At 70.2% G+C, this 12,807-nt stretch carries 13 protein-coding genes; 11 read left to right on the forward strand and 2 right to left on the reverse strand.

Annotated elements, in window-relative coordinates; genetic code table 11:
• Positions 1 to 26 precede the first annotated feature (26 nt).
• The 6 genes from add to VMD91_03700 all read left to right on the forward strand — a co-directional run bounded on the left by add (position 27) and on the right by VMD91_03700 (position 5,664).
• The gene (gene add, locus VMD91_03675; protein ID HTW83154.1) at positions 27 to 1,049 is read left to right on the forward strand and encodes an adenosine deaminase; all 1,023 of its coding nucleotides are present in this window, start codon (positions 27 to 29) and stop codon (positions 1,047 to 1,049) included.
• Between the two features lie 5 nt (positions 1,050 to 1,054).
• Complete coding sequence (locus VMD91_03680) at positions 1,055 to 1,744, forward strand: metal-dependent transcriptional regulator (protein HTW83155.1); 690 nt, start codon at positions 1,055 to 1,057, stop codon at positions 1,742 to 1,744.
• Positions 1,741 to 2,391, forward strand: a complete 651-nt coding sequence (locus VMD91_03685; protein ID HTW83156.1) for a rhomboid family intramembrane serine protease — start codon at positions 1,741 to 1,743, stop codon at positions 2,389 to 2,391. Before VMD91_03680 ends, VMD91_03685 begins: the two co-directional genes overlap by 4 nt.
• Positions 2,388 to 4,322, forward strand: coding sequence for a helicase C-terminal domain-containing protein (locus VMD91_03690; GenBank protein HTW83157.1), 1,935 nt, complete (start codon positions 2,388 to 2,390; stop codon positions 4,320 to 4,322). The genes VMD91_03685 and VMD91_03690 overlap by 4 nt, the downstream gene beginning before the upstream one ends.
• Before the next feature lie 129 nt (positions 4,323 to 4,451).
• Positions 4,452 to 4,601, forward strand: a complete 150-nt coding sequence (locus VMD91_03695) for a hypothetical protein (protein HTW83158.1) — start codon at positions 4,452 to 4,454, stop codon at positions 4,599 to 4,601.
• Between the two features lie 34 nt (positions 4,602 to 4,635).
• Positions 4,636 to 5,664, forward strand: coding sequence for a hypothetical protein (locus VMD91_03700; protein HTW83159.1), 1,029 nt, complete (start codon positions 4,636 to 4,638; stop codon positions 5,662 to 5,664).
• Positions 5,665 to 5,724: 60 nt separating this feature from the next.
• Here VMD91_03700 and acs read toward each other — a convergent pair whose 3' ends face one another.
• Positions 5,725 to 7,686 (reverse strand): acetate--CoA ligase, encoded by a 1,962-nt coding sequence (gene acs, locus VMD91_03705; protein ID HTW83160.1) that lies wholly within the window; start codon positions 7,684 to 7,686, stop codon positions 5,725 to 5,727.
• 71 nt (positions 7,687 to 7,757) lie between these two features.
• Between acs and VMD91_03710 the strand changes: the two genes are divergently transcribed.
• From VMD91_03710 to VMD91_03725, 4 genes are all read left to right on the forward strand, one after another.
• Positions 7,758 to 8,261: a hypothetical protein gene (locus VMD91_03710; protein ID HTW83161.1), complete on the forward strand. Its 504-nt coding sequence runs from the start codon at positions 7,758 to 7,760 to the stop codon at positions 8,259 to 8,261.
• Between the two features lie 94 nt (positions 8,262 to 8,355).
• A complete protein-coding gene (hrcA, locus tag VMD91_03715) occupies positions 8,356 to 9,414 on the forward strand; it encodes a heat-inducible transcriptional repressor HrcA (protein ID HTW83162.1) in 1,059 nt (352 codons plus the stop codon).
• A gap of 1 nt (position 9,415) precedes the next feature.
• On the forward strand, positions 9,416 to 10,537 hold the full coding sequence (gene dnaJ / locus VMD91_03720; GenBank protein ID HTW83163.1) for a molecular chaperone DnaJ: 1,122 nt from the start codon (positions 9,416 to 9,418) through the stop codon (positions 10,535 to 10,537).
• 35 nt (positions 10,538 to 10,572) lie between these two features.
• Positions 10,573 to 11,694, forward strand: coding sequence for a zinc-binding dehydrogenase (locus tag VMD91_03725; GenBank protein ID HTW83164.1), 1,122 nt, complete (start codon positions 10,573 to 10,575; stop codon positions 11,692 to 11,694).
• A gap of 1 nt (position 11,695) precedes the next feature.
• On the opposite strand, the gene VMD91_03730 is transcribed toward VMD91_03725, so the two are convergent.
• Positions 11,696 to 12,028 carry a DUF962 domain-containing protein gene (locus VMD91_03730; GenBank protein ID HTW83165.1) on the reverse strand — a complete coding sequence of 111 codons (333 nt, stop codon included), beginning with the start codon at positions 12,026 to 12,028 and terminating at the stop codon, positions 11,696 to 11,698.
• A 40-nt stretch (positions 12,029 to 12,068) separates the two neighbouring features.
• Here VMD91_03730 and VMD91_03735 point away from each other — a divergent pair, with 40 nt between their 5' ends.
• Positions 12,069 to 12,803 carry an RsmE family RNA methyltransferase gene (locus tag VMD91_03735; GenBank protein ID HTW83166.1) on the forward strand — a complete coding sequence of 245 codons (735 nt, stop codon included), beginning with the start codon at positions 12,069 to 12,071 and terminating at the stop codon, positions 12,801 to 12,803.
• Positions 12,804 to 12,807: the final 4 nt, after the last annotated feature.

Genomic DNA, 12,807 nt, shown 5'->3' on the forward strand with positions numbered 1-12,807 from the left:
TACCCTAGGCGTCGAAGGGCGTCAAGGTGCCCGCTCTCGATCTCCTCGCGCTCCCGAAGGTCCAGCTTCACTGCCACCTCGAGGGGACCGTCCGCGCGGAGACCTTTCGCGCACTGGCGGCCAAGTACGGCGTCGACCTGGGCGAGCGGGCCGACCCGGCCCGGACGTATGCCTTCACGACGTTTCGCGAGTTCCTGCTGCTGTTCGCGAGGGTCGCACAGGTGCTGCGCGCGCCCGACGACTTCGCGCGCATCGCGCGCGACTACGTCGTCGACGCCGCGGCCCAGGGCGTCCGGTACGCCGAAGTGTTCATCTCGCCGTCGGTGTGGACGTACTTCCACCACGAGCTCGACGTGCGCGCCACGGTCGAAGCGATGCGCGCGGCGCTGGACGAGCACGGCGCACCGTTGGGCATCGAGGTCGCCCTGATCGCCGACCTGACGCGCAACTTCGGCGTCGAGCGGGCGGAGGAATGGGCGGCGCGGGCGATCGGTTTGCGCGACCTCGGCGTGATTGGTGTCGGCCTGGGCGGTGACGAGGCGAATTGGCCGCCGGAGCTCTACGAGCGGGCCTACGCGATCGCGCGCGAGGGTGGTCTGCACGGGGTCGTGCACGCCGGCGAAGCGGCCGGCCCCGAGAGCGTGCGCAACGCGGTCGAGGTGCTGCGGGCCGAGCGGATCGGCCATGGCGTGCGGGCGATCGAGGATCCGGCGGTGGTCGCGCTGCTGGCCGAGCGTCGCGTCCCGCTCGAGGTCTGCCCGACCTCGAACCGGCTGACCGGCGCGGCGCCGGCCGACACCGCCCACCCGCTGGGCGCGCTCGACGCCGCCGGCTGCGTCATCACCATCGACGCCGACGATCCGGCGCTGTTCGGCACCACGCTGCTCGACGAGTATGGCTTCGTCGCCGACCGCTTCGGCGAGGAAGCGCTCCTTCGGTTTGTTCGCAACGCGATCGACGCATCGTTCGCGCCGGCGCCGACGAAGGCGCGACTGCACCGGGAGTACGACCTTTCGCGGAACCCGGCGGCCGCGGGGCGAAGTATCTAGCGACGATGCCCGGCCACACCCACTTCGACGAATCCACCGAAGAGTATCTCGAGGCCGTCTATCGACTCGAGCGCGAAGGCCCCGGCGTCACGACCTCCGGCCTGGCCGCCGATCTCGGCGTCGCGCCGGCCTCGGTCTCGGGGATGCTCAAGAAGCTGGCGTCGGAGGGGTACCTCACCTACGAGGCGCGCGGCCACGCCAGCCTGACCGAGAAGGGCCTGGGCGTTGCCGTCCGCGTCATCCGTCGCAATCGGTTGGCCGAAGTGTTCTTGCACGACGTGCTCGGGATGCCGTGGGACGAGGTGCACGCCGAAGCGTGCCGGCTCGAGCACGCCATTTCGGATCGCGTCGAGGGGCGGCTGGTCGCCGTGCTCGGCGATCCGAAGGTCTGCCCGCACGGGTTGCCGATCCCGCCGGCGGACCTGAGCGCGCCGCCGCGCGTCGGCGAGCGGCTGGCGGACGCGCAGCCGAACACGACCGTGCGGATCGTCGAAGTCGTCGAGGACGTCCCCGAGACGCTGCGCTATCTCGACCAGGTCGGGCTGCGCCCGGGGCAGGTGATCGACGTCGTCGAGCGCGGCCCAATGGGCGGCCCGATCACGGTGCAGAGCGCCGCCGGTCGCACCGCGATCTCGATGGAGCTGGCGCGATCGATCGCGGTCGCGGCGGAGGCCGGCTCGGCGCTGCGGGCGTGAGCCTCACCAACCTCCTCATCCTCATCAACGTCCTGGCGTTCGTCGGCGAGTTCCTGACGGGGTCGTTCACCGGCTCGCCCAACGGGACGCTCGAGCGCGACGCGCTGCTCGGGAGCGCCGTGCTGCAGGACGGTTCGTGGTGGCGGATCGTGACCGGCGCGTTTCTGCACGTCAACCTGCTGCATATCGGCGTCAACATGATCGCGCTCTTCCAGGTCGGCACGATCGTCGAGATGCTGTTCGGGCGCGTGCGCTACGCGCTGCTGTACGTCCTCGCCATGCTCGGCTCGGGGCTGCTCGTCGTCTTCGCGACGCCGGATCTGCCGACCGTCGGCGCCAGCGGCGCGATCTTCGGCTTGTTCGGTGCGCTGCTCGCCGCGGGCTTGCGCCTAGGACCGCGCGGGCGGCTCTTGATCCGCAACGTCATCCCGGTCATCGTGCTGAACTTGGTCATCACGTTCACCGTGCCGTCGATCTCGTGGGCCGCGCACGTCGGCGGTCTGGTGACCGGTTTCGTGGCCGGCTTCCTGCTGTTCATGCTGCCCTCGCGCGCGCGCTCGAACGCGTACGCGTACGCCTTCGAACCGACCGCCGACGCGGGCCGCGTCCAGACGATCGAGCAAGCACCGCACGAGCCGCCGGCGTGAAGCTGGTCGACGCGGCGTTCGCCCCCGGGGGGCCGATCGCGCACGCGTTACCGGGCTTCGAGCCGCGCGAGGGCCAAGTGCGCATGGCGCGGCTGATCGAGCGCGGCTTTCTCGAGAACGTGCACACGATCGTCGAAGCCGGCACCGGGGTCGGCAAATCGCTGGCCTATCTCGTCCCCGCGCTGCGCGCGGGCGCGCGCGTCGTCGTCTCGACCGGCACGATCGCGCTGCAAGAGCAGTTGGTCCGCAAGGATATCCCGCTGGTCACCAAGGCGTTGGGCATCGACGCCCGCGTCGTGTTGCTCAAAGGGCGCAATCACTACTTGTGCCGGGCCAAGTTCGCCAAGGAGAGCGGTGCGCGATTGGTCGCGCCCTCGCTCGCGCTCGAGCGCCTATGGGCCTGGGCCGAGCGCACCGAGACCGGCGACCGGGCCGAGCTGGACTTCACGCCGCGCGCGGACGACTGGGAGACGCTCGACGCCGACGCCGACGACTGCGTGGGCGAGTACTGCGATCGCTTCAGCGATTGCTTTTTCTTCCGCCAGCGCGACGCGGCGCGCTTTGCCGACGTGGTCGTCGTCAACCACGCGCTGTTTTTCCTCGACCTGGCCGCCGGCGGCAGCTTGTTGCCCGCCTACGACTTCGCCGTCCTCGACGAGGCGCACCAGGCGGAGCGTTACGCGACCGCCGCGCTGACCGCGACGCTCTCGCCCATCTCGGTGCAGCGCATGATGCGCAAGCTGCACCGCACCTACGCGGTGCCCGGCGCGTACGACGCCGAGCTCGACGAAGGGATGCGGCGCTTGCAGCAGACGCTGGCGCGCGTTCCGGGCGACCGCTATCCGGTTGCCGCCAACGAGGGTGTCCCCGACGTGCTGCCGGTGCTGCGCGAGTCGTTCTACCGGCTGGAGAACTGGCTGCACGCACACTGGCAGGATGCGCTGCGCCGGCCGACCGACAACGAGGCCGAAGCCGAACGGCGCCGCGATTTGGCGCTGCGCGCCGTCTCGGCGCACGTCGCGACCTGCGACCGCATCGAGGGCGCGGCGATGCAAGCGGCCAGCGGCGCCGTCGCGGCCGACGAGATCGATGCGGTCGCGTGGGTCGAGCGCGGCGAAGGCGAGGGGCGCTACGAGCTCAACGCCGCGCCGTTCTCGGTCGCCGAGTTCCTGCGCGCGACGCTGTTCGCGCGTACGCGCAGCGTCGTGCTGACCAGCGCGACGATCTCGACCGGCGGCTCGTTCGACTTCCTGCGCGCGTCGCTGGGGATCGAGCAGGCGCAGGAGCTGGTGGCGCCTTCACCGTTCGACTACGCGCGCCAAGCGCGACTGTACGTCGCGCCACCGCGGCTCAACCCGAAAGCGGCCGACTTCGCTCAGCGCGCGGCGCCGTTGATCGAAGAGATCCTCGATCGCAGCGGCGGACGCGCGTTCGTGCTGTTCACCTCGTACGCGCGCTTGCGCGAGGTCTACGGGCTGCTGCGCGAGCGGCTCGCGTTCCCCGCCAAAGTGCAGGGTGAGCTGCCGCGCGGCGCGCTGCTCGACTGGTTTCGCACCACACCGAACGCGGTGCTGTTCGCCACCGGTACGTTCTGGGAGGGAATCGACGTCGTCGGCGACGCGCTCTCGTGCGTGGTCATCGACCGGCTGCCGTTTCCTTCACCCGCCGAGCCGCTGGTCGCGGCGCGCATCGCGGCGCTCGAGGCGCGCGGGCTGTCGGGCTTCGAGCACTACATGATCCCCAGCGCGATCGTGCGGCTCAAGCAGGGCTTTGGCCGGCTCATCCGGTCGACGACCGACCGGGGCGTCGTCGCGCTCCTCGACGGACGCGCCGCGTCGATGCGCTACGGCGCGACGATCGTCGCCGCGTTGCCGCCGGCGACGCGCATCGACGACCTCGCTCAATTGAACGCTCTCTTCGACGAGGTGTGATCCGGCACGCTGGTCGCAACGCGACGCCGTGACGTTACTTAGGACATGACCAAGAGTCCGCAGCGGGTGTCCCTGTATTCCGAAGATCCACCCAAACACGACGCTCGCTGCTGGCACTGCGGTCGCGAGGTGCAAGGACGGCGCGTCGTGCGCTACCTCTATCCGTCGGACCGTCCACGCACCGCGATCGTCGAGGACTGGTATCGCTGCGCGTGCGGCGCGTACCAAAACGTGCGCCGGCCCACACGGATCGAGGTCGAGTCGCTGCAGCGGACCTAGCGGGGACCGTCCGGCGGCGCCGAAGGGGCCCGGCATGCGCCTTCGTCCGACGTTCGCTTTCCTCTGCGCCGCCCTCGTCGCGGCGCCGCTGCCCGCCCTGGCCTGGGGCGCGCAGGGCCACCAGATGATCAACGGCGCCGCGATGGCGACGCTGCCCGACAGCCTCCCGCCGTTCCTGCGCACGCGGGCGGCGCACGACGAGGTCGAGCTGCTCGGGCCCGAGCCCGACCGCCTCAAGGGCGACCAGCCCTTCGACGCCGACGAGAGCCCGGGCCACTACGTCGACGTCTCCGACGACGACACGATCGACGGGATCCCGCTGGCCGCGCTGCCGCGCGACCGCCGCGCGTACGACACCGCGCTGCGCGCCGCCACGCCGCCCAGCGACCAGTACGGCATGGGCTTCCTCCCCTACTCGATCGCCGACGGCTACGAGCGCGTGCTGCGCGACCTCGCGTACTGGCGCGTCGACACGGTCGGGATGACCAAGGCGCCGACGCAGGCCGAGCGCGATTTCTTCGCCTACGATCGCTCGGTGCGCGAGCAGGTGACCCTGCGCGACATCGGCGTGTGGGGGCACTTCGTCGGCGACGCCTCGCAGCCGCTGCACGTGACCGTGCACTTCAACGGCTGGAACTCGCCGCGCACCCATTACCCCAATCCGAAGGACTACAGCGACTCGAATACCGTCCACGCGCGCTGGGAGACCGACCTGGTCCGCGCCGTCGCGACCGAACCGCTGGTGCGCGCGCGCGTCGCGCCCGTGCAGACGCCGGCGACGCCGATCCTCGCGCAGGTCGGCGCGTACCTGACGGCGTCGGCGAGCTTCGTCCCGGCGGTTTACGAGCTGGAGGCGGCCGGCGGCATCGACGGGCGCAGCCCGGCCGCGACGAGCCTGGTGCTCGACCGGCTCGCGGCCGGCGCCTCCGAGCTGCGCGATCTGATCGTCGAGGCCTGGGTCAACAGCGCGAACGAGAAGATCGGCTACCCCGGCATCTCCGTGCACGACGTCGAGGCCGGCACCGTGGTTCCGACCCGCGCGAGCGTCGGACTGGGCGACTAGGCTTCGCTTTCGGAGCGCGGCCCAGCGAGGACCGGGAAGGCTTCGGCGCAGCCGAAGCCACTAGTCCTCGGTCGGGCTTTCCTTGGCGCGCTTTTGGAGCTCGGCGACGACGCTCGAATCGGCGAGCGTCGTCGTATCGCCGAGCATGCGGCCTTCCGAGATGTCGCGCAGCAACCGCCGCATGATCTTCCCCGAGCGCGTCTTGGGCAGCTCTTGCGTGAACGTGAGGTACTTGGGCCGGCAGAACTTGCCGAGCTTCTCGGCGACGTGGTCGCGCAGCGCGTCGGCCAGCTCGGTCGAGCCGGACGCGTGGCTCTTGAGGGTGACGAACGCGCAGATTGCCTGACCGGTGATCTCGTCGTTCTTGCCGGTGACCGCGGCTTCCGCGACGGCGGGATGGTCGACCAGCGCCGACTCGACCTCGGTCGTCGAGATGCGGTGACCGCTGACGTTCATGACGTCGTCGATGCGGCCCATGAACCAGTAGTCGCCGTCCTCGTCGCGCTTGCAGCCGTCGCCGGCCAGGTACATGTGCGGGAACTTCGACCAATACGTCTGCACGTAGCGGTCGTCGTCGCCGTAGATGCCGCGCAGCATCGAGGGCCACGGCCGGCGCAGCACGATGTAGCCGCCCCCGCCGAGCGGGACCGAGTTGCCCTTCTCGTCGACGATGTCGGCTTGCACGCCCGGGAACGGTTTGGTCGCCGAACCCGGCTTGAGCGTCGTGATCCCCGGCAGCGGCGTGATCATGATGGCGCCGGTTTCTGTCTGCCACCAGGTGTCGACCACCGGGCAGCGGCCGCCGCCGATGTGCTCGTAGTACCAGATCCACGCTTCGGGGTTGATCGGTTCGCCGACGCTGCCCAGCACGCGCAGCGAGCGCATGTCGTGCTTGGCGGGAAACTCGGTGCCCCACTTCATGAAGGTGCGAATCGCCGTCGGCGCCGTGTAGAGGATCGAGACCTTGTAGCGCTCGACGATCTCCCAGAGGCGGTCCCGCTCGGGGTAGTCCGGCGTGCCTTCGTAGATGACGCTGGTCGCGCCGTTGCAGAGCGGACCGTAGACGATGTACGAGTGGCCGGTCACCCAGCCGATGTCGGCCGCGCACCAGTAGACGTCGGTGTCTTCCTTGAGATCGAAGACCAGCTTGTGCGTGGCGGTCACGCCCGTCAGGTAGCCCGCCGTCGTGTGCTTGATGCCCTTCGGCTTCGCCGTCGTGCCGGACGTGTACAGCAGGTAGAGCAAGTCCTCGGCGTTCATCGGCTCGGGTTCGCACGTCGCGGGCTGGTCGCGCACCGCGTCATCCCACCACACGTCGCGACCGGCGATCATCTCGACCGGATCGCCGACGCGCTTGGCGACGACGACGTGCTTGAGCGAGGGCATGCCCTTGACGATCGCCTCGTCGACGTTCTGCTTGAGCGGCACCTTGTTGCCGCGGCGCCAGCCCTGGTCGGCGGTGATCAGCGCGACGCACTGCGAGTCGTTCACGCGATCGACGATCGCGTCCGGCGAGAAGCCGCCGAAGATGACCGAGTGCGCGGCGCCGATGCGCGCGCAGGCCAGCATCGCGACCGGCAGCTCGACGATCATCGGCATGTAGATCGCGACCCGGTCGCCCTTCTTGACGCCGAGCGCGCGCAGGGCGTTCGCGAACTGACAGACCTTGTCGAGCAGCTCGCCGTAGGTCACCGTCCAGCGGTCGCCGGGCTCGCCTTCGTAGTAGTAGGCGATCTTGGCGGCTTTGCCGGCGCGCACGTGGCGGTCGAGCGCGTTGACCGACGCGTTGAGCGTCCCGTCGGCGAACCAGCGCGCGAACGGCTCGTTCCATTCGAGCGTCTTGGTCGGCGGGGTCATCCACTCGAGCCGGTCGGCCCACGATTTCCACCAGGCCAGATAGTCGCGCTCGGCGTCCTCGTAGACGCCGGGCTTGGCGTTGGCCTGGGCGGCGAAAGCGGGGGGCGGCGGGAAGCGGCGCGCCTCCGTGAAGAGCGACTCGATTTGATCGCTGGTCTGCTGCACGGGGCATTTGTTGGACGCCGTGGGCCAGGGACCTAGGGAACCGTCCTCGTGCTGCCGATTCTTCGAGGGAGATGGTGCGCTGGATCGACGGGCTGGTCGGCGGGCTCGTGGCGGGTCTGACGAGCATGGTGTTCTTCGTGCTCGTCGGCGTGGTGTGGCTGCACGAGACGACCTGCGGCGACTTCTTCCTGCAAGCGACGCGGCTCTTTCCGTCGCTGCGCGGCGCGCCGGCCTCGCCGCAGATGACCGTGCTGGGCTCGATTTTGTACCTGGCGCTCGCGGCGCTGCTCGGACTGGTCTACGGGCTGCTGGCCCACTCGCGGCCCTCGATGCGCCGGCTGCCGACCTCGCTCTATTGGGGGACGTTCTACGGGATAGCGGTCTGGCTGCTGCTGCACGACGTGCTGGTGATCTGGACCGGGGTCGTCGACATCCAGCCCCTTTGGGAGGGGCTGGTCGGCTGCGTCCTGTTCGGGCTGGTTCTCTCGGAGGTCAGCGCCGTGGCCGCCCGCCGTGTGGCGCTCAACAGCCAGAACCTCGAATCGCTCGCTCTGCCCAGCATGCCGCCGGGCTGAAGCGGCCGCCGCGCCTTGACCCCCGCGAGCCAGGGTGATACGCTGCGAGGAAGGCCTGGCACTCGTCTGCGCCGACTGCTAGTACTGACCCCCTGTGAACGATAAGCACGATCTGGACAAGCGAAAGTCTTTCATCCTGGCGACCGTGGTGTACGAGTACATCAACACGGCGGAGCCGGTCGGGTCCGTCACGCTTACACAGAAGTACAACCTGGGCGTCTCGTCGGCGACCATTCGCAACGAGATGGCGGAGTTGGAAGCGGGCGGCTACCTGGTGCAGCCCCATACCTCGGCCGGTCGGGTTCCCTCGGATGCCGGGTACCGGACCTACGTGGACCGGCTCATGCAGCCCGAGGCCCTGACCAAGGACGACACCCGGCGCATCCGTGACGAGTTCCGCGAAGCCTCGCGTGAGCTCTCGGACGTCATCGAGCAGACCACGCGTCTGCTTTCCGGCCTGTCGGGAAACCTGGCGATCGCCATCGCGCCCTCCCGCGACTCGCACGCGTTCAAGCACGTGCAGCTGCTGTGGCTCTCCGCGCGCACGAGCATGGTCGTCGTGGTCACCTCGGCCGGCGTCGCGGCGCAGCGCGCCTTCGAGTGGGGCACCGACGTCAACGCCGACGAGCTGACGCGGCTCTCGAACGCGCTCAACTCGCGGCTGGGCGGCAAGGTGATGGAAGACATCACCACGGCCGACCTCACGCGCGTGTGCGAGGAGCTGGGCGTGGCGAGCGAGATCGCCGACGCGGTGCGGGCGTCGTTCAGCGAAGCGCGCCGCACCGGTGAGCCCGAGCTGGCAGCGGCCGGCGCGCAGAACCTGCTCGATCAGCCGGAGTTCCACGACTTGCGCAAGCTGCGCGCGATCCTGCGCATCGTCGAGGAGCAGCGTACGCTCTACGATCTGATCGCCGACGAGCTGGCCGCCGAACCGCGCGACCAGCAGCCGCACGCGCGCATCGGTGCCGAGATCGGCGCCGACGAGCTGGCGGAGTGCAGCGTGGTGACCGTCCCCTATCGCTTCGGCGACCGCGGCGTCGGTCTGCTCGCCATCCTGGGACCCCGCCGCATGCCGTACGGACGACTCTTCGCTCTCGCGTCCGGAACGGCGCGCTCGCTGGGCGACCACTTGAACGCGCTCGAGATTCGCTGACGTGCCGGCCGATTATTACGACGTGCTCGGCGTCGCCCGCGACGCCGACGAGACCGCGATCAAGCGCGCATACCGCCAGCTGGCGCGCAAGTACCATCCCGACGTGGCCGAGGACAAGGCCGCCGCGGAGAACCACTTCAAGGAGATCAACGAAGCCTACGAAGTGCTCTCCGACGCGCGCAAGCGGTCGAACTACGACCGTTTCGGCCACGCCGGCGTCAACGGCGAAGGCGGCGGCGGCTTCGGTGGCTTCGGGACCGAAGGCTTCGGCGACATCTTCGACATGTTCTTCGGTGCCGCGCGCGGCGGCGCGCAGCAAGCGCGGCGCAACGGTCCGGCGCGCGGCAGCGACCTGCGCTACGACGTCGAGATCACGCTCGAGGAAGCCTACGCGGGGACGACGCGCGAGATCACCTTCCGGCACTTGGCGACCTGCGGCACGTGCCGCGGCACCGGCGCCGAGCCGAACACGCTGGTCGTGCCCTGCGACCGTTGCAGCGGCAGCGGGATCCAGCGTCAGGTGCGACAGACGCCGCTGGGCCAGTTCGTCACCCAGACGACCTGCACCAAGTGCGGCGGCGACGGCCAGATCGTCCAGACGCCGTGCACCACGTGCCGCGGTCGCGGTCGCGTCGAGCAGGAGAAGACGCTGCAGGTCCGCATCCCGGCCGGCGTCGACGACGGCTCGCGCATCCGCATCAGCGGCAGCGGCGAGGCCGGCATGCGCGGCGGTCCGGACGGCGACCTATACGTCTACCTGAGCGTCGCGCGCCACGCGCTGTTCCGCCGCGACGGGCTCGACGTGCTGCTCGACGTGCCGATCGCGTTTCCGCAAGCCGCGCTCGGCGGCGAGCTGACGGTGCCCTCACTCGAAGGCGAGCAGGTGCTGAATCTCAACCCCGGCACGCAGACCGGCTCGACGTACCGCTTGCGCGGGCGCGGGATGCCCAGCGTGCGCGGCGGCGCGAAGGGCGACCAGCTCGTCACCGTACACGTCGTCGTGCCGACGAAGCTCGGTAAGCGCGAGCGCGAGCTGCTCGAAGAGTACGCGCGCGCGGGCGGCGATCAGATCGAGGAGAAGTCGTTCTTCGACCGCGTCAAAGACGCGTTCCGCGCCGAGTAGGCAACTTCTCTCCGCTCGCCGCGGTCGCAGCGAGCATGACGGGACTCGAACTCCGCTCCAAGATCACCTCCGCCGGCGAGCTGCAGCTGTGGCTCGAAGAGGTCGCGGTGCCGGAGCCGGGGCCCGACCAGGTCGTGCTGCGCGTCGAAGCCGCACCGATCAACCCGTCCGACCTCGGCTTGCTGCTCGGGCCCGCCGATCTCGCGACGCTGCGCGCCGGCGGCACGCCGGAGCGGCCGACGATCACCGCGTCGGTACCGCACGCGCGGCTGGCGTTGGTCGAAGGGCGGCTCGATCAAGCGATGCCGGTCGGCAACGAAGGCGCGGGCGTCGTCGTCACGGCCGGCGGCAACGCGCAGACGCTGCTCGGCCGCACGCTGGCGGCGCGCGCCGGCGGGATGTACGCGCAGTACCGTCTGGTCAACACCGCCGACACGATCCCGCTGCCGGAGGGAACGCGCGCGCGCGACGGCGCCTCGGCGTTCGTCAACCCGCTGACCGCGCTCGGCATGCTCGAGACGATGCGCCGCGAAGGACATCGCGCGCTCGTTCACACCGCGGCGGCATCGAACCTGGGCCAGATGTTGGTGCGCCTGTGCCGCGCCGACGACGTGCCGCTCGTCAACATCGTGCGCAGCAAGCACCAAGAGACGCTGCTGCGCGAGCTGGGTGCCACGCACGTCGTCGACAGCAGCAGCCCGACCTTCGTCGACGATCTGACCGACGCGGTGGCGGAGACGGGCGCGACGCTCGCGTTCGACGCCATCGGCGGGGGCACGCTGGCCTCGACGATCCTGACCTGCATGGAGCGCGTCGCCGGCCGCCGCGAAACCGTCTACAGCCGGTACGGCTCGACTGTGCACAAGCAGGTCTATCTCTACGGCTCGCTCGACGTCGGCCCGACGGTGCTCAACCGGAACTACGGCATGGCTTGGGGCGTCGGCGGCTGGCTGGTGTTCTCGTATCTCGGCAAGCTCGGCGCGGAAACGTTCCAGCGCTTGCGCGACCGCGTCGCCGCCGAGCTGACGACGACCTTCGCCAGCCGCTACACCGACGAGATCTCGCTCACGCAAGCGCTCGATCCCGCCGTCATCGCCGCCTACTCCAAACGCGCCACCGGCGAGAAGTACTTGGTCACGCCCACCAAGGGCGCGTAGTTCAGCCCGCTTGCGGCGCCGCCGTGGTCACGCCGGCGCGGCGGAGCTCGGGTTCGAGCGTGCCGGTCAGCATCCCGAAGCACATCCGGTAGTCGCCGGCCAGCGAGCGGAGCGGAGCGCTGAACGTCTCGGGCTTGTTGCGCTCGATGAACGCGTGCGAGTACCAGGCCGGACCGTATCCGCAAAGCAGCGCGGCGCCGAAGAGCCACGGGTTGCGGCGCGCGAGCGCGGTGGCGGCGACGCCGGTCGCCAGCAGCGTCCCGGTGCAGTGCAGAGAACGGGTGCGTGGGTCGGCGTGCGCCCGCAGGTAGCGGAGCCAGAAGGCGTCGTCCATGTGCGGGCCTTCCGGCGCTTCCGGCGAAGCGCCTGCCGCGATGCGTGACCGGTTCTTCGTCGAAGGCGTCCACGCGGTCGGCGACCGGGTGCGGTTCGCCGCCGACGACGAGCGCAAGCTGACGGCGGTGCTGCGCAAGCGCACCGGCGACCGCGTGCAGGTCGTCGATTCAGGCGGTGCCGCGTACGCGGCCACGCTGGCCGTCGACGGCCGGGTCGTGCACGGGACGCTCGACGCCGCGCTCGAGCGCGCCGGGGTCGAGACCGCGCTGCAGGTCACCATCGCGCAGGCGGTCCCCAAGGGCCAGAAGATGGACCTGGTCGTCGAGAAGGCGACCGAGCTGGGCGCCTACGCGATCGTGCCGGTGCGCAGCGCGCGCGTGATCGGCCACGCGACGAGTCCTGCCAAGGTCGAGCGCTGGCGGCGCATCGCACGCAGTGCGGCGCAGCAGTCGGGCCGCGTGCGCGTTCCCGACCTCGGCGACGTACTCGACTGGGACGCGCTGCTGGCGAGCTTCGAGCGCTACGATCGCGTCTATCTGCCGTGGGAGCTGACCGATCCGGCCCCGCTGCGCGAGGTGTTCGAGCGCGAGCTGCCCGGCGCGCGCAGCGTGCTGATCGTCATCGGTCCCGAAGGCGGCTTTGCCGCCGACGAGGTCGTGCGCGCGCAGGCCGCCGGCGCCCGCGCGATCTCGCTGGGCGCGCGGATTCTGCGCACCGAAACGGCGGCATTGGCCGTCCTGGCGGCCGCGCTCTACGCGACCGGCGAGCTGTGATCCG

Origin of the sequence: Candidatus Sulfotelmatobacter sp. (genome assembly GCA_035504415.1) — a bacterium.
Taxonomy (GTDB): domain Bacteria; phylum Vulcanimicrobiota; class Vulcanimicrobiia; order Vulcanimicrobiales; family Vulcanimicrobiaceae; genus Vulcanimicrobium.

What these genes read in the sequence shown, in the direction of transcription:
- VMD91_03680 (HTW83155.1), top strand. Translation starts at nt 1,055, where the DNA reads ATGCCCGGCCACACCCACTTCGACGAATCCACCGAAGAGTATCTCGAG.
- VMD91_03700 (HTW83159.1), top strand. Translation starts at nt 4,636, where the DNA reads ATGCGCCTTCGTCCGACGTTCGCTTTCCTCTGCGCCGCCCTCGTCGCG.
- VMD91_03710 (HTW83161.1), top strand. Translation starts at nt 7,758, where the DNA reads ATGGTGCGCTGGATCGACGGGCTGGTCGGCGGGCTCGTGGCGGGTCTG.
- VMD91_03725 (HTW83164.1), top strand. Translation starts at nt 10,573, where the DNA reads ATGACGGGACTCGAACTCCGCTCCAAGATCACCTCCGCCGGCGAGCTG.
- VMD91_03730 (HTW83165.1), bottom strand. Translation starts at nt 12,028, where the DNA reads ATGGACGACGCCTTCTGGCTCCGCTACCTGCGGGCGCACGCCGACCCA.
- VMD91_03735 (HTW83166.1), top strand. Translation starts at nt 12,069, where the DNA reads ATGCGTGACCGGTTCTTCGTCGAAGGCGTCCACGCGGTCGGCGACCGG.